The organism is Advenella sp. FME57, from assembly GCF_014897675.1.
In the GTDB taxonomy this organism is placed as follows: Bacteria; Pseudomonadota; Gammaproteobacteria; order Burkholderiales; family Burkholderiaceae_B; genus Advenella.
On sequence record NZ_JABUXU010000004.1, the window covers coordinates 18,271 to 35,048 of the forward strand.

Annotated in this window: 16 protein-coding genes; 3 read left to right on the plus strand and 13 right to left on the minus strand. The window is 55.9% G+C overall.

Annotated elements, in window-relative coordinates:
• Positions 1-3: 3 nt before the first annotated feature.
• From rmuC to INT32_RS06100, 8 genes are all read right to left on the minus strand, one after another.
• On the minus strand, positions 4-1,698 hold the full coding sequence (gene rmuC / locus INT32_RS06065; protein ID WP_193087846.1) for a DNA recombination protein RmuC: 1,695 nt from the start codon (positions 1,696-1,698) through the stop codon (positions 4-6).
• Between the two features lie 450 nt (positions 1,699-2,148).
• Positions 2,149-3,717 (minus strand): GMC family oxidoreductase, encoded by a 1,569-nt coding sequence (locus INT32_RS06070; protein ID WP_193087847.1) that lies wholly within the window; start codon positions 3,715-3,717, stop codon positions 2,149-2,151.
• A gap of 52 nt (positions 3,718-3,769) precedes the next feature.
• On the minus strand, positions 3,770-4,351 hold the full coding sequence (locus tag INT32_RS06075; RefSeq protein ID WP_193087848.1) for a twin-arginine translocation signal domain-containing protein: 582 nt from the start codon (positions 4,349-4,351) through the stop codon (positions 3,770-3,772).
• Positions 4,352-4,714: 363 nt separating this feature from the next.
• Positions 4,715-5,062, minus strand: a complete 348-nt coding sequence (locus INT32_RS06080) for a ribbon-helix-helix domain-containing protein (RefSeq protein WP_193087849.1) — start codon at positions 5,060-5,062, stop codon at positions 4,715-4,717.
• 225 nt (positions 5,063-5,287) lie between these two features.
• Positions 5,288-5,683: a VOC family protein gene (locus INT32_RS06085; RefSeq protein WP_193087850.1), complete on the minus strand. Its 396-nt coding sequence runs from the start codon at positions 5,681-5,683 to the stop codon at positions 5,288-5,290.
• Between the two features lie 342 nt (positions 5,684-6,025).
• Positions 6,026-6,814, minus strand: coding sequence for a MetQ/NlpA family ABC transporter substrate-binding protein (locus tag INT32_RS06090; protein WP_193087851.1), 789 nt, complete (start codon positions 6,812-6,814; stop codon positions 6,026-6,028).
• 18 nt (positions 6,815-6,832) lie between these two features.
• Entirely contained in the window at positions 6,833-7,492 is a 660-nt protein-coding gene (locus tag INT32_RS06095) for a methionine ABC transporter permease (protein ID WP_193087852.1), read from the minus strand.
• Positions 7,489-8,499, minus strand: coding sequence for a methionine ABC transporter ATP-binding protein (locus INT32_RS06100; RefSeq protein WP_193087853.1), 1,011 nt, complete (start codon positions 8,497-8,499; stop codon positions 7,489-7,491). The genes INT32_RS06095 and INT32_RS06100 overlap by 4 nt, the downstream gene beginning before the upstream one ends.
• Here INT32_RS06100 and INT32_RS06105 point away from each other — a divergent pair.
• Positions 8,476-8,748 (plus strand): hypothetical protein, encoded by a 273-nt coding sequence (locus tag INT32_RS06105; RefSeq protein WP_193087854.1) that lies wholly within the window; start codon positions 8,476-8,478, stop codon positions 8,746-8,748. The two genes, INT32_RS06100 and INT32_RS06105, sit on opposite strands and share 24 nt — an antisense overlap.
• Positions 8,749-9,123: 375 nt before the next feature.
• Here the strand turns inward: INT32_RS06105 and rpsJ are convergent, their stop codons facing one another.
• The 5 genes from rpsJ to rpsL all read right to left on the minus strand — a co-directional run bounded on the left by rpsJ (position 9,124) and on the right by rpsL (position 13,972).
• Positions 9,124-9,435 carry a 30S ribosomal protein S10 gene (rpsJ, locus tag INT32_RS06110; RefSeq protein WP_014752595.1) on the minus strand — a complete coding sequence of 104 codons (312 nt, stop codon included), beginning with the start codon at positions 9,433-9,435 and terminating at the stop codon, positions 9,124-9,126.
• Between the two features lie 99 nt (positions 9,436-9,534).
• Positions 9,535-10,725, minus strand: a complete 1,191-nt coding sequence (gene tuf / locus INT32_RS06115; protein WP_193087855.1) for an elongation factor Tu — start codon at positions 10,723-10,725, stop codon at positions 9,535-9,537.
• 89 nt (positions 10,726-10,814) lie between these two features.
• Positions 10,815-12,920 (minus strand): elongation factor G, encoded by a 2,106-nt coding sequence (fusA, locus tag INT32_RS06120; RefSeq protein WP_193087856.1) that lies wholly within the window; start codon positions 12,918-12,920, stop codon positions 10,815-10,817.
• A 15-nt stretch (positions 12,921-12,935) separates the two neighbouring features.
• On the minus strand, positions 12,936-13,406 hold the full coding sequence (gene rpsG / locus INT32_RS06125; RefSeq protein WP_193087857.1) for a 30S ribosomal protein S7: 471 nt from the start codon (positions 13,404-13,406) through the stop codon (positions 12,936-12,938).
• 188 nt (positions 13,407-13,594) lie between these two features.
• The gene (gene rpsL, locus INT32_RS06130) at positions 13,595-13,972 is read right to left on the minus strand and encodes a 30S ribosomal protein S12 (protein ID WP_014752599.1); all 378 of its coding nucleotides are present in this window, start codon (positions 13,970-13,972) and stop codon (positions 13,595-13,597) included.
• Between the two features lie 932 nt (positions 13,973-14,904).
• Here rpsL and INT32_RS06135 point away from each other — a divergent pair.
• Together INT32_RS06135 and INT32_RS06140 are read left to right on the plus strand one after the other, a co-directional pair.
• Positions 14,905-15,654 carry a response regulator transcription factor gene (locus INT32_RS06135; RefSeq protein WP_193087858.1) on the plus strand — a complete coding sequence of 250 codons (750 nt, stop codon included), beginning with the start codon at positions 14,905-14,907 and terminating at the stop codon, positions 15,652-15,654.
• Positions 15,651-16,763, plus strand: coding sequence for a FecR domain-containing protein (locus INT32_RS06140; protein ID WP_193087859.1), 1,113 nt, complete (start codon positions 15,651-15,653; stop codon positions 16,761-16,763). Before INT32_RS06135 ends, INT32_RS06140 begins: the two co-directional genes overlap by 4 nt.
• The last annotated feature ends 15 nt before the right edge of the window (positions 16,764-16,778 follow it).

Consider the following 16,778-nt stretch of genomic DNA (forward strand, 5'->3'; position numbering starts at 1 on the left):
CATTCAAGACCTTGAGGCTGCCTGATCAGCCTGATCGCCCGTAGCCGGATCGGCCAGGTCTGAGCGCGCCGGTGTCGCAATCTTGTCTTTGCTGTCATTACCGTCCGGGCTCGGCCCGGCATCGCTACCTGCAGCGAGGGCGTCCTGCAACGGTGCCGGATGCCGATCCAGGTTAGCGTCGTGATCGCCTGCCGGCGTTGCCGGCGGCATCCCGGACAGTCGATGTACATCGACCTCGGTGGTGATCGGCTGCAATGCCGGGATGCTTTTGCTTGCCTTGGCAGACAGGCTCTGGAAACGATCTACCTTGCCGGTCAGCCCTTGATTGCCGGCGAAACTGCGCACGACGGCATTGTAATGCGTGCTCAGCGTGCCGATGGTGCCGCCCAGTTTGCCCAGGTGCTCGGCGACCCGCGCCACCTGATTGTACACATCGCTGGCCCGCTCGCCGATAGCCAGCGCCTGCTCATTGCTGTCGGCCATCATCCACAAATACGACACGGTGCGCAAAATCGGCATCAACGTCGTATGCGATACCAGAATGACGCCGCGCTCATATCCATACTGAAAAATATTCTGGGCATGCCGCAGGGCCTCGATATAGGCGCTTTCTATCGGCATGAACATCAGGACAAAGCCCGGGCTTTTCATGCCGGCCAGCGCGGTATAGTCCTTGGCCGCAAGCTGGTCAATGTGCGCGCGCACCGCCCGCAGATGCGCGTCCAGGAACGCCTGTCGCGCCGCTTCTTCGGTGGCATTCACGGCCTGTTCGTAGGACACCAGAGACACCTTGCTATCGAGCACGATTTTCTTGCCATCAGGCAAAAAGACGATGAAATCCGGGTAATTGGCGCGGCCGTCCTCGCTGCGAAACAGCACCTGCGTATCAAAATGGGCGCCCTTGTGCAGCCCGGCCGCTTCCAGCGCACTTTCCAGCTGCATTTCTCCCCAGTTACCCAGGGCCTTTTTATCGCCCTTGAGCGCACGCGCCAGCGCCTGCGCGTCATGGGTCATTTTCATGCCCATGTCCATCAGCTGGCCAATCTGCGAGCGCAGCATGCTGTGCCCCTGCAGCGATTGATCATGCACCTCGTTGACCCGCGTCTGAAAACGGTCGATCTGTTCGCGCAGAGGCTGTAGCAGCCCTTCAATAGACTGGCGGCTGTTGCGCGAGAAGGTTTGTTCCTTTTCCTCGAAGATGCGGCTCGCCAGATTGCGGAACTCGGTGCCCAATTGCTCGCGGGATGCGTCAAACTGTTCCCGCATGGCCTGCAGACTCTGCGCCTTGTAGGCATGGTCGGCCTGCAGGGAAATATGCTGCTTTTCAAGGGTATTGCGCGCCATCTCCAGCTCACGCATTTGCGCTTCGAACTGCGCCAACCGCTCGCTGTACCGCTCGTTCTGCTGGCGGGCATGGGTCACGTCGCTGTGCGCGGCCGCCAGTTGGGCGGCGAGCTCATCCTTTTGCGTATCCAGCTCTCGATATTGCATCTGCAATTGTTCATAGCGCTGCTGCTCCTGCCCGTGCAGCCTGTCCCGCTCGGCCAGCAAATCCTCCAGGCCCGCGGCCCGCGCCCGGGCAGTGGCAAGCCGATAGTTCATGAACAGAGCGCACAAGAGCACGCCCGCCACGGCGCCAGCTGCCACCAGCATCCACAGCAGGGGCAAGGCCTGCAGGGCGGCGACCACTTCATTCATGCGCGCACTCCGGCTGCGACCACGGGCAATAACGCCTGGCGGCGACAGCAGGCGCTCGGCGCCTGTTCACGTGTGAATCATGAACCACAGACAGAACGGACAAACACATAACGACAGAACCCCGAAAAGCTGCCCGGCAATCAGGGCATGTCATGCATTCTAGCGCAAACGCACAACAGTCGCACTCGGCCGAAGGCCTATGCTATAAGCCCGGATGCCCGCAACGCAGGTGCAACGCCGGGCTCGCCGGGCGCCCGTTGAATCTGCTGGCGCGTTCCCTTGCAAGACCAGACAGGACCGGCTGCAATTTCTGTCCGCCAACGGGGCTGACGCGCTTGCTGACATACGCAGACCCTCCCTCTGCCCTGTCGCAACGCCTGACCCGGGGTCTGCACGCCCCCCTGCCCGTGCTGCCCCTACTACTGTTGGTCCTTGCTTCTGCTTCCCTTGCTACAGTTGCCGGCGCTGCATCTGATCGGCGATGTATTCAGCCTGGCGAATGGCCAGCGAGACAATCGTCAATGTAGGGTTCTCTGTTGCGCCGGAGGTAAACTGGCTGCCGTCGGAAATAAACAGATTGGCAATGTCGTGCGTTTGTCCGTGTTTATTGCAAACGCCATCTTCTGGCCGGGCACTCATCCGACAGGTGCCCAGGTTGTGCGTCGAGGGGTATGGCGGCGTGCGAAACGCCTTGCGCGCGCCTGCCGCTTCATACATGGCAATCGCCTGGCCGAACGCATGCTCGCGCATCGCGTGATCGTTGGGGTGATCATCAAAATGCACATTCGGCACCGGTAGACCGTGCTGGTCTTTCTGGTCATGATTCAGGGTAATGCGATTGGTTTCACGCGGCATGTCTTCGCCCACGATCCACAACCCCGCCGTTCGCGTATAGGCATCCATGTACGACGCAAAGTCGCTGCCCCAGCCGCCGGGGTTAAGAAACGCGGCATAAAACGGCAGGCCAAGCGCGATGGTTTCCAGTTCATACCCGCCGACAAAACCACGCTTGTCATTATGGCCGGCCTCATCCTGTACGATGCCGGCCATGGTGGTACCGCGGTAAAAGTGAACCGGCTCGTCAAATACCGCATAGACCGACCCGGTCGTGTGGCGCAGGTAATTGCGCCCGACCTGGCCGGAACTGTTGGCCAGCCCGTCCGGAAATTTTGACGATGCCGACAGCAGCAACAGGCGTGGCGTTTCAATGGAATTGCCGGCTACACAGACGATGCGGGCAGACTGCCGTTGCTCGTTGCCGTCCTTGTCAAAATACACCACGCCAGTGACCTTGCCTTGTGCATCGTGCTCAATGCGCGCCACATGACACTGGCTGCGCAGTTCCAGTTTGCCGGTTTTTTCTGCCTTGGGGATTTCGGTATACAACGTTGACCACTTGGCGCCCATCTTGCAGCCCTGGAAACAGAACCCCTGCTGGACACAGGCGCCGCGACCGTCACGGGCCCGGCTGTTGATGGCCATGTGCCCGGTACTGATCTTTTTATAGCCAAGACGCGTCGCGCCGTTGTACATGATCTTGAAGTTATTGTTGCCGGGCAGGCCGGGAATGCCGTTAGTGCGCGTGACGCCCATCTTGTCTTCGGCACGCGCATAATAGGGCTCCATATCCTTGAGCGTGATGGGCCAATCGAGCAAGTTGGCATCCTTGAGTTGCCCATAATGGGTCCGCGCCTTGAACTCATGCTCCTGGAACCGCAGGGAGGCGCCCGCCCAGTGCGTGGTGGTGCCGCCCACCGTCTTGCAGATCCAGGCCGGCAGATTGGGAAAATCCTTGGCAATGCGCCAGCTGCCGGATGTGGTCCGCTTGTCCAGCCAGGCCAGCTGGCTGAATGACTTCCATTCATCCTGAACAAACGATGCGGTGCTTTGCCGAGCGCCGGCTTCCAGCAACACGACGCTGATTCCCTTTTGACATAATTCGTTGGCCAGCGTGCCGCCGCCTGCGCCCGAGCCGATAATGACAACAACGCTGTCGTCCTTGTGATCAAAACTTGCCATAATGCTTATCTCCTTAATCCTGCCTGTCTCTGTTTGTACGCGCCGGTGCGATTTATGATTTCATGGAAGGACTGGCGCTCGGGGGCGGGTCGGGCAACCACTTCAGATCGTCAAAGCCACGCGCAAGATAGCCGCCTTTGCTCCAGACTTCGCCCTCGTAGCCAAAGTGGCGGTAAGCCATATCATTGTCGTAAATGGATGTGATGCATTGGCCACGTACGGTTTGAAAGAACGGATCGGCTTCCATATGCTGCAGCAGCGCCGTTTGTTTATCCAGCGCTAGACTTGAGAAGGCGCCTGCCGCCTGCTTGTTGAGTTTTGCCACGCCCTCGGCCACCAGTGTGGCCTGCGCGCCATCGCCCATTTGTGCGTCCATGTCCTTGACCAGCAAGGCGTAAACCGCATCGGGCAGATCCTTGTGCGGATACAGCGCCTTGCCCATTGCCAGCAGCGTCTCGGCCTGTACCTGGTCCAGGTGCTTGGTTTCCAGCGCCCAGGCGCGCGACGGTGCAAAGACGGCCAGCGTGGAGCCGGCGGCCAGCACCCCCGTTAGCACCGCAGCGCCGCGCAGAAATTCGCGCCGGGTCAGGGCGCCATTGGGACTTGTTTTTCTTAACAGGATCGGTGTATCCATTATTCCTCCGGGTAGCATTCGCATTGATCCGAAGCACAACCGAAGGCTGATGCCAGGGCCTGCTTCGTTTAGTTATGCAAACATTATGTGCTTTACCGATAGGCCCGGGTAATACCCATTTACTACATGGCTAGAGGAAAACCCCAATGCCCCTTATAATTTTCAGAATACAGATGGGCAATCAGGCAGCCCAGCGCCTCTGTCAGGCCAGGACAAGGCCATGGCAAGCCCACAGGACGCGGGTAGATACCAGAAGGACCTAATCGGAGCATAACGGGTTGCAAAGCGATACTGGTGCCGGGCTAGATTGTTTAGCGGCAGTGGCCCACGGGCGCGATCAGCGTCGCAGTTTGGAAAAAGCGATCAACTAACCAGAGCAATTTTCTCGGCGTGGGCCATCTTCAGCGGAGTACAGGTCTGTACTGCTGCCTGCTCTGAGCCTGTCGTAGCGTAGCGCACAGCCTGGTAGCGCATACAGGTAACGCGCAGAAAAGAGGTAAAGTTCGTGGCTTCGCCGCGATAGGCATAGACTTCGTCGTAAAGCGTGGCAATGAGTTGATTGGTGGTCGTGCCATCGCGGCGCGCCAGTTCTGCCAGCACTTCCCAGAACATATTTTCCAGCTTGATGCTGGTTACCACTTTGGCGATACGTACCGAGCGACTGCGGCACTCGTACATGATGGGATCAGTGTGAGAATAAATGCTGCACATATTGTCTCCTGCTGCAGACTGCCGATAGGCAAGACCAGTACAGAACCCGGTCTCGTCTGCGTTACCGGGCAGAAAATGACATCCGCGCGGAGCGCATCGGCGCTGCAATTGTTATGGACCTGACCACGGTCACCCGTGCAATTGGATATTACCACTTTAGTAGAATCGTGAGCAGGGCAAAACGCGACTACCTGCCCGAGCATCGACACTGCCCCAGCCAATGCGCTACTGATAGTGCCCGTGCCTTTGCAGGACTTCAATTTTATAGCCGTCCGGGTCCAATATAAAAAAGAACCGGGCCAGCAAGGTGTCGCCATCATGGAAACGCTTGATCTCCAGGGGCGACAGGCCTGCCTGCACAAGACGTGCATGCTCGGCCTCCAGGTCGTCTACACAGACGGCCACATGGCCATACCCATCGCCATGCGAGTACGGCTGCTGGCGACCTTTGTTCCAGGTCAGTTCGATCTCCATATCGTTTTCTGCGTTTCGCAGGTACGACAGGGTAAAGTCCGGGAAATCCAGCTCATGCGCCGGCTCCAGGCCGAAAGCGGTTTTGTAGAATGCCTTGGATGCTGTCAGATCAAGACAGCGCAACATGACGTGTATGATTTTTGCCAAATCGTGGTCCCCCTGTAACCTTATACGGATGCGCAAGCCCGGCGTTGATGCCGCAATTGTCGCAGTCCTTTGATTATGCAGGAGAGTAACCAGGCGGGGGTAATAGCGGATTACTACAGCGCTCTGACGGCGCGTAAACTTGCATACATTGACAGACGCGCCAGAGCCGCCTATAGACGGATACCCGGCGAGGCGGGTATCCGTCGAGGCTAAGGAGACCGAAGCTAAAGAGACCCGAAGCTGCAGACATCCGAGGCAAACACCGGCAGCAGGCATTGAGGCCACAAGCGCCGGACCTGCCGCCGCTGCAGCCGTGGTCCTCAGGCGCGCAAAGCGCCGTTATCAGAACGCAGGTACGATCGCGCCCTTGTATTTGTCTTCGATGAATTTTTTCACGTCATCCGTCTGCAGCGCCTTGATCAGCTTTTCGATAGCAGGAGACTTGGCTTTGTCTTCCGTAGTGGCCACCAGATTGGCGTAAGGCGAGTCGGCCCCTTCAATGAACAGGGCGTCTTTGGTCGGATTCAGGCCCGCTTCCAGCGCATAGTTGGTGTTGATCAGCGCCAGATCCACGTCATCGAGCACGCGCGGCAATGTGGCGGCTTCCAGTTCCTTGAACTCCAGGTTCTTGGGGTTTTCTGTCACATCCCTTGCGGTAGCCAGCAGATTGGCGGGGTCTTTCAGTTTGATCAAGCCCTGTTTTTGCAGCAGCAGCAAAGAGCGCGCGCCATTGGATGGATCGTTAGGAATAGCGACGATGGCGCCGTCCTTGATCTCGGAAACATTTTTGATTTTCTTGGAGTAAGCGCCGAACGGTTCAACATGGACCAGGCCAACTGAAACCAGTTTGGTGCCCTTTTCCTTGTTGAAGGTGTCCAGATAAGGCTTGTGCTGGAAAAAATTGGCATCCAGCTGCTTGTCGGCCACTTGCTGGTTGGGCTGCACGTAGTCGGTAAAGACCTTGACGGTCAGGTCAACCCCTTGCTTGGCCAGCGCAGGCTTGATGTGCTCAAGCAGCTCGGCGTGCGGCACCGGCGTGGCGGCCACACTCAGTGTCTCATTGGCAGCGGCTGACAGGCTGATCAGGGAACCGGCCACAAGCAGGCCACCCAGAATGTGTTTTAAGTTCATTTGCAATACTCCTTATTGCTATTTTCGGTTGAAATGTTGAACCAGATAATCTCCCAGGGTCTGCACCAGCTGCACCATGAGGATCAGAATAACCACAGTAATGATCATGACTTCGGTCTGATAGCGCTGATACCCGAAGCGGATAGCCAGATCGCCCAGGCCGCCACCGCCGATCACCCCGGACATGGCCGAATAGCTGATCAGCATGATCGTGGTAACTACCACGGCACTGATGATGCCGGTTGTGGCTTCGGGCAGCAGCGCCCACAGCACGGTCTGGCGCGAATTGGCGCCCATGGCCCGGCACGCTTCGGATATTCCCGGGTCCAGTTCACGCAGAACGTTCTCGACCAGGCGCGCAAAGAACGGCGCGGCGCCAACAACCAGTGGCGGTATCGCCCCGCCTACGCCAAGCGCACTGCCCATGATCAGGCGGGTAAACGGAATCAGCACAATCAACAGAATCAGAAACGGTACCGAACGCAAAATATTGACCACCAGCGACACCGACTGGTAAACAGGCTTGTTGGCCAGTAACTGGCGGTCACTGGTGAGAAACAGATAAACGCCTAGCGGCAGGCCGATCACCATGGTCCACAACAACGACCAGCCGGTCATCAGCAGGGTATCGATCGTGGCCTCTCCAATCAGGGGCCAGTCCAGCGTACTCCAATTCATGCTCTCAATACCTCGTAATTGACCTGATTATGCCGAAAAAAAGCCTCCAGCGGCTCATAGCGCGAAGGATCGGCATCAACGGCAAGCACCAGTTGCCCATAGGGCGTATCCTTGATTTTTCCGACGGCCCCCTGCAGAATGCTCAGATTCACGTCCAGATCGCGGCTGGCCTGGCTCAGCAGCGGACGCGCCGTACTGTGCCCGCGGTATGTCAGGCGCACAATGCGGCCCGGCACGCCTTCGATCAACTCTTTCCAGCCCTCGGCATCCACCCCGCTCTCCGAGAGCAGCGACAGCGTTGTTGCGTGTTGTGGATGCAAAAAGACCTCGACCACCTCGCCCGATTCGGCAATACGGCCATTGTCGATAATCGCCACGCGATCACAGACACTGCGGATCACATCCATGCTGTGGGTGATCAGCACCACGGTAATGCCAAAGCGCCGGTTGATATCGAGCACCAGGTTCAGGATCGACTGTGTCGTTTCCGGATCCAGCGCACTGGTGGCTTCGTCACACAGCAGCAGTTCCGGCTCATTGGCTAGCGCGCGCGCAATGCCGACCCGCTGTTGCTGCCCGCCCGACAGCTGTCTGGGATACTTGTAGGCATGGTCTTGCAGTCCGACTAGCTCCAGCAAAGCCAGCGCCCGCTCGGTCCTCGCCTTTCTGTCCATCCCTGCCAGGCGCAGGGGAAACGCCACATTTTGCAGTACGGTGCGGCTGGTAAGCAAATTGAAGTGCTGGAACACCATGCCGATCTTGTGGCGCAAGGTCCGCAGCGACGCTTCACTGATTTTGGTGATGTCCTGCCCATGCAGCAGAACACCGCCGCTAGTGGGACGTTCCAACAGATTGAGCATGCGTATGAGGGTGCTTTTGCCCGCACCGGAACGACCAATAATACCGAAAATCTCGCCTTGGGCGATGTCCAGACTGACGCCAGCCAGCGCCTCGACCACTTTGTCGCGGGAAGCGTAGGATTTATGAATATTCTTGAGCTCAATCAACGTACATACTCTGAAAAGCGGTGTGGTTTAAACGAATTTTATATTACCTGGATAAATTTGTTTTTATTTAAATATTGCTTTTGGAAATATAGAATTGATGAAAAAGCAGGGCATCAACAAGGCAGTAAGGCACGACATCCGGATCCTTCACGCAGGTGGCTCATCGGTACGCTCGGCCTGTCGCCAGGCGGTTTGCCTGAAGCCACACCGACACTGCTGCGCCGGAACTGCCCGACTCTGGCCGCGTAAGCGTAATGCCGAGTTCATCATGCGGCTTGCTTAATACGGCTTGTGTAATGCCGATTGCGGTTTACCTCTCGTGGACTGCTTATTGCAAAGTGCCGTTTGCAGAGACAGATTGCCTATTGCGCTATTCTGCCACAATCGCGCTGGCCGCAGGATTGTCTCAGGGTCGTTCGTTGTCGCCCATCTGCGGCGAGCCGCCAGTTGCGCGCAACGGAACCCGGTACACCTTTGTGCCCTTTGCTGGCCGTGCTGCACGGTTTGTGAGCCGTTCATCGTTGCCCTGAAAAGAAAATACCGTGCCTGGGCACGGTATTTTTTATGGCCAGCGAGCCATCGCCAGAGCGGCAGATCAGACCGGCCAATGAACAACCATATGTCTTATTGCAGTGCGATTTCTACATCAACACCAGCAGGCAAATCCAGGCGCATCAGCGCGTCAACGGTTTTATCTGTTGGATCAACAATGTCCATCAGACGTTGGTGCGTACGGATTTCGAACTGGTCACGTGATGTTTTATTCACGTGAGGTGAACGCAGTACGTCGTAGCGTTTGATGCGCGTTGGCAGTGGAACTGGGCCACGGACAACAGCACCGGTGCGCTTTGCTGTATCCACGATTTCAGCAGCTGACTGGTCGATAAGCTTGTAGTCAAATGCTTTAAGGCGAATACGGATTTTCTGGTTTTTCATGGGAATTCCTAAAGAACAATTATAAAGAACGAACTACCTGATCAGGGTAGCGACAAAGACGCCCGACAGCCCGAAGACTGCCGGATGCATCTGTAAATATTACTTCGTAATTTTGGCAACCACGCCGGCGCCGACGGTACGGCCACCTTCGCGAATCGCGAAGCGCAGACCTTCTTCCATGGCGATCGGTGCAATCAGCTCTACGTCCATTGAGACGTTATCGCCAGGCAGAACCATTTCTTTGTCTTCTGGCAGCTTGATCGTACCGGTTACGTCCGTTGTACGGAAGTAAAACTGAGGACGATAGCCCTGGAAGAATGGTGTGTGACGACCACCTTCGTCTTTAGACAGAATATACACCTCGGCTGCAAAGCCGGTGTGCGGTTTGATTGAACCGGGCTTGGCCAGAACCTGACCGCGCTCGACGTCTTCACGCTTGGTGCCACGCAGCAAAATACCTACGTTATCGCCCGCACGACCTTCGTCCAGCAGCTTGCGGAACATTTCCACGCCCGTGCAAGTAGTTTTGACCGTGTCTTTGATACCCACGATTTCAATCTCTTCGCCTACTTTGACGATACCGCGCTCGATACGGCCTGTAACCACAGTACCACGACCGGAGATTGAGAATACGTCTTCTACTGGCATCAGGAATGTGCCGTCAATCGCACGCTCTGGTGTAGGAATATACGTATCCAGTGCATTGGCCAGCGCCATAATAGCTTGCTTGCCCAGCGGACCTTCGTCGCCTTCCAGCGCCAGTTTGGCTGAACCCTTGATGACCGGTGTGTCGTCGCCTGGGAAGTCGTATTTGGACAGCAGCTCGCGCACTTCCATTTCGACCAGTTCCAGCAACTCTTCATCGTCAACCATGTCCGCTTTGTTCAGGAACACAACGATGTAAGGCACGCCAACCTGACGTGACAGCAGAATGTGCTCACGCGTCTGAGGCATCGGGCCGTCAGCGGCCGAACACACCAGGATCGCGCCGTCCATCTGCGCTGCACCCGTAATCATGTTTTTAACATAGTCGGCGTGGCCTGGGCAGTCTACGTGTGCGTAGTGACGGGCTTCGGTTTCGTACTCAACGTGAGACGTGTTGATCGTGATACCACGCGCTTTTTCTTCAGGCGCCGCGTCAATCTGGTCGTAACCTTTGGCTTCGCCGCCAAAGTGCAGAGACAATACCGTTGTAATCGCCGCTGTCAGCGTTGTTTTGCCATGGTCAACGTGACCAATCGTACCTACGTTTACGTGTGGTTTGGTACGTTCAAACTTACCTTTTGCCATAATATCTATCCAATACTTAATCTATCTGAATATGAAAACGTTGCGCCTGTCTGAATTTTGGGAGAGAGCAGGCGCAACACCTGTTGTGTTTATTTGCTGCGGGCGCTGATGACTTCTTCGGCAACGTTCTTCGGAGCTTCAGCGTATTGCTTGAATTCCATCGTGTACGTTGCACGACCCTGTGTCAGAGAACGCAGATTGGTTGCATAACCAAACATTTCCGCCAGTGGCACTTCGGCTTTAATCACTTTACCGCCACCAACCATATCGTCCATACCCTGAACCATACCACGGCGTGAGGACAGGTCGCCCATCACTGTACCGGCGTAATCTTCAGGTGTTTCCACTTCTACAGCCATCATCGGCTCCAGCAGAATCGCCTGGGCCTTGCGCATCCCTTCCTTGAAGGCCATGGATGCGGCCATGCGGAAGGCATTTTCGTTCGAGTCAACGTCATGGTAAGAACCGAAGAACAGGGTTACCTTGACATCAACAACCGGATATCCGGCAACGACACCGGCAGACAGAGTTTCCTGAATACCTTTGTCAACAGCAGGAATGTATTCACGAGGAACCACACCGCCCTTGATCGCGTCGACGAATTCGTATCCGGCGCCACCAGGAGGCAGCGGTTCCAGTTTCAGTACAACGTGACCATACTGACCACGACCACCGGACTGTTTAACGAATTTGCCTTCAACTTCTTCACATACCTTGCGGATGGTTTCACGGTAGGCCACTTGTGGTTTACCCACGTTGGCTTCCACGTTGAACTCGCGCTTCATGCGGTCTACCAGAATTTCCAGGTGCAGCTCGCCCATACCGGAAATGATGGTCTGGCCTGATTCTTCGTCACTGCGCACGCGGAAGGACGGATCCTCTGCGGCCAGACGAGACAGGGCCATACCCATTCTTTCCTGGTCAGCCTTGGTTTTTGGCTCGACTGCCTGTGAAATCACCGGCTCAGGAAATACCATGCGCTCGAGCATGATATGCGAATCCACGTCACACAGGGTTTCACCTGTTGTCACGTCTTTGAGGCCGACCACAGCGGCGATGTCGCCTGCCAGCACTTCCTTGATTTCTGCGCGGTTGTTTGCATGCATCTGCAGAATCCGGCCGATACGCTCTTTTTTACCCTTGATCGGGTTGTAGACTGTATCGCCAGAGGCCAGAACGCCCGAATAAACACGCACGAAAGTCAGCTGACCAACGAAAGGATCGGTCATCAGCTTGAATGCCAGCGCAGAGAATTTTTCCTTGTCATCGGCCTTGCGGCTAATGGGGTTACCCTCATCGTCTTCGCCGGTAACAGGAGGAATATCGGCCGGTGACGGCAGAAAGTCGATCACTGCATCCAGCATGCGCTGCACGCCCTTGTTTTTGAACGCGGTGCCGCAAAGCATGGGTTGAATTTCACATGCAATGGTGCGGATACGAATCGCCTGGGTGATTTCCTCTTCGCTCAGCTCGCCGCTCTCAAGGTATTTTTCCATGAGTTCTTCGGAAGCTTCGGCAGCAGTTTCAACCAGTTTTTCACGCCATTCATTGGCAGAGTCCACCAGTTCGGCAGGAATATCCAGGTATTCAAACTTGGTACCCTGGCTGGCCTCGTCCCAGATGATGGCTTTCATCTTGATCAGATCGACCACGCCTTTGAAGCTGTCTTCAGCACCGATAGGAATGACGATAGGTACAGGATGGGCGCGCAGGCGCGTTTTCAACTGGTCAAAAACCTTGAAGAAATTTGCACCGGTGCGGTCCATTTTGTTCACGAAGGCCAGACGCGGCACTTTGTACTTGTTGGCCTGACGCCATACTGTTTCGGATTGGGGCTGAACGCCGCCTACTGCACAGTAGACCATGCAGGCGCCATCGAGCACACGCATGGAACGTTCAACTTCAATCGTGAAGTCAACGTGTCCCGGTGTATCGATAATATTGATGCGGTGTTCCGGATAGTTACCCGCCATGCCCCGCCAGAAAGCGGTGGTCGCGGCTGAAGTAATGGTAATACCGCGTTCCTGTTCCTGCTCCATCCAGTCCATCGTTGCTGCACCATCGTGCACTTCACCGATTTTATGGCTCACACCGGTATAAAACAGAATACGCTCTGTAGTTGTCGTTTTACCAGCGTCAATGTGGGCAGAAATACCGATGTTGCGGTATCGTTCGAGCGGGGTTTTGCGGGCCATGGTTGTGTCCTTAAATTACCAGCGGAAATGGGAGAAGGCTTTGTTGGCCTCTGCCATTTTGTGTGTGTCTTCACGCTTTTTCATTGCAGAGCCGCGGCCTTCGGCCGCATCCATCAGCTCCCCGGCAAGACGAAGGTCCATTGATTTTTCACCGCGTTTTTTCGCGGCTTCACGCAACCAGCGCATTGCCAGTGCGAGGCGACGAACGGGACGGACTTCGACGGGTACCTGATAGTTGGCACCACCCACGCGACGGCTTTTAACCTCGACGATGGGTTTGATGTTGTTGATTGCCAGGTTGAACACTTCAATAGGTTCTTTACCTGTTTTGGCCTGAACATGATCAAGCGCGCCATAGATGATACGTTCTGCGACGGCTTTTTTGCCTGCCAGCATGACAACGTTCATGAATTTTGCAAGATCAACACTGCCGAATTTTGGATCAGGCAGGATCTCGCGTTTTGGGACTTCGCGACGACGTGGCATTGTACTTCCTTAGAGTGTCTGTTTCAGTTGAACCACTTGCGTGGCCGTGGCTGCCTATATGAGAGGTCAGCCCCTTACGTACCGCAGATATTTTTTCTCGCAGCTGCGGCTGCACGCTTACCAACCGGTGGGAAGGAAGCATTTTTTGTGCGTGAGCACCAAACCGGGTGAAACCGTTGAAAAGCGAATTACGCTTTCTTCGGACGTTTCGCACCGTATTTGGAACGCGACTGTTTACGGTCCTTGACGCCTTGCAGGTCAAGTGAACCGCGCACGATGTGATAGCGCACACCTGGGAGATCTTTTACACGACCGCCACGAACAAGAACCACGGAGTGTTCCTGCAGGTTGTGACCTTCACCACCGATATACGAAATAACTTCGAAACCGTTGGTCAAGCGCACTTTGGCAACTTTACGCATCGCAGAGTTAGGTTTTTTAGGTGTGGTGGTATACACGCGAGTGCATACGCCACGACGCTGAGGGCAGTTTTCAAGTGCAGGACTTTTGCTGCTCTCATGGCTGCTTACGCGCGGTTTACGCACGAGCTGGCTAATGGTTGGCATGACCTTCTATCCTATTTCATGTACAGGAAACCTGTACCGATTTATATTTGCGTCTGTTTTACGTACTGACGTTAATGTACGCCCGGGAAAGAATGGACAGCAAAGTCGCGATGGTAGCGCCGGCATATGACCGGAGCGTGTCGGGACTGTTCGGCCAGGTTTCTCTCTTGCTGAAAAAACCTGTACAGGCTTTGTGCATTGCAGATGACCAACACGACTGTTGCTTTTATGCACGTTGCTGTGTTGCCCGCCTGCATGTTGCTTTGGCACGACATTCTAACCAGGATACTGCTCTTAAAATTGTGCTCCCGAAGATGTCTTCGCGCCCGATTGTGAAGGGAAAGCTCCAGAGAAGTTTGCGTGAAACGTTCAATAGAATATTGCTTTGCCACAAACTACCGGGGCCAGTCACGTTACATGTTCCGCTTCCTGATTGATGCGCCTTGCGCTCAGCGCATGTTTGCGCCAGGCTGCTACACCAACTTGGAACCAGCATCATTTCGCCTGCAAAGCTATAAGTTCACAAGCCGCGTGCACACGAATATTGCAACTGACGGACATGCAACTGAAAGCGTCAAAAGGCGCCTTTCACAAAGCGCCTGTCGGCGAAACGACCATATAACAGAGACCTTAAAACAACCAAAGAGCAACAAGTCTTACTGCTATTACCCAGCGCTATTACCACTAGGTAGCCCGTCACATTAACACAATCCCCATAAAACGTCAAGAAAACAGTACGTTGCAACCCAGGAGAATTGCGCAGCTAGCAACAGGCAAAAGGTCGAAAAATGGTTCGGCATTTACGCTCTTTGGCGAAATAGTCCATAAAAAACAACGGTTTTGCTATAATTGCCCACTAAATTCCCGCTGTGCGGGGCCATGTGCTGGGGGTCAGCGATCCTGCGCCTCGCCATACTAGGAAAAAAAATCACATGAAGATTGCCATACTAGAAGATGATCTCGCCCAGGCGGCGCAAATGGTGCAGGCAGTAGAAAAAATGGGGTATGGCTGCACGCATTACAGCTCAGGCAAGGAACTCATGTCTGCCCTGCGGGATCCCGAAATGTTCAATCTGCTCATTCTCGATTGGGAATTGCCCGAAATTACCGGTAAGGATGTGCTGGCCTGGGTGCGCAGCAACATCGGCTATTCCCTGCCGGTGCTGTTCCTGACCAGCCGGACCAGTGAAGAAGACCTGGTCGAAGCCATCGAGGCCGGCGCCGACGATTACATCGCCAAACCCTATACAACCCAGGCCTTGCGCGTGCGCATACTGTCGCTGCTGCGGCGCGCCAATCCGGCCGATGTCGACAATACGGTGATCGAAGTGGGCCCCTACCACATCGACACGCAAATGCGCTCGGTGCGCCTGCACAACGAAGCAATTGCACTGGCGCCCAAGGAATTTGACCTGGCGGTTCTGTTTTTCCGCAATATGGGGCGGCTGTTCTCCCGTGATGCGCTCAGCGCATCCATCTGGAATCGCGAAATTCCGGCAACCTCCCGCACCCTGGACACCCATTTGTCCAACGTCAGGCAAAAGCTGCAGATTCGCCCGGAGAACGGCCTGCGCATCGTCTCATCGTACGCACTGGGCTACCGCCTGGAAGCGGTAACTGAACCCGCAGCCTCGGACACCCCGGCCCAGCCCAAACAGACCCGCATCTCCGACCTGACATGAGAGTATCCAGAGCAATCCTGATCTACCTGCTGGCCTTCCTTGTTGGCGGGTCGCTGGTCAGCGGCGCCGCTTTCGGTCAGGCGGCCGGTGCGCGCGGCGACTTTTTCACCTACCGGTTTGTTCCCGGCGATATTTTGCTGACGCTGTCGCAGCGTTTTACCCAGAATCGGGAAAACTGGAAAACCATCCGCGAAATCAACGGCATAGCTGATCAATACAAGATTCCTGTCGGCTTCGAACTGAAAATTCCATTTTCCCTGATTGACGAAGTCCCTGCCAGCGCGACCATTTCGCACTTGCGCGGACAGGCGTTTCTTAACGGCTCGCCGATTGCGCAAACCGGCGGTCAGATCAGCGAGGGCGCGGTCGTTACCACGGGCCCTAACAGCAACGTTACCCTGACCCTGCCGGATAACAGCAAGGTACTGGTTCCCGTCAACAGCACAGTCACCGCCAAACGGCTGCAGCGCTTTTCGGGCACCGGGTATATCGACGCCATCTTCACCATCGACCGCGGGGAAGTCCAGAGTCATGTCAACCCCGGCGGCGAAGGCGTGGGGCGCTTTGAAATCCGCACCCCAGTGAGTGTTACCGGAGTTCGCGGCACCATCCTGCGTGCAGGAACCCGCCAGGGCCAGGGCGCTTACAGCGCCATCATCAAGGGACAGGCAGATTTCTCGCCGGCCGATGGGGTCTCGCTCACCAGGCTTGGCAGCAACCAGGGCGCGGTAACGGATGGTGCCGGAAAGCCGTCGGGAACGCACGCATTGCTGGCGCCCCCGGTGTTGCATCCGATGGACGCGCAATCACACAACCGTCAGCTTCGTTTCGATCCGGTTCCGGGCGCCGTTGCCTATGAGCTCGTCCTGGCCGAAGACAGCGAGGGCTATGACGTGCTCTGGAGCCAGCGCATTACCGGGACCACGGCCACACTGCCGGCGGTACGCAACGGTACTGTTTACGTGCTGGTGCGCTCCATTGACCAGCAGATGCTAGCCGGCGGCCACGCAGTACTGCAAATCGAGCAAACCATGAATACGATCAATGACGGACAAGGATCGCCCGTCGGCATCGGCAACGGCAGCTACCTGCTGCATTCCACGTTTTAACCGGCAGCAGGCGCA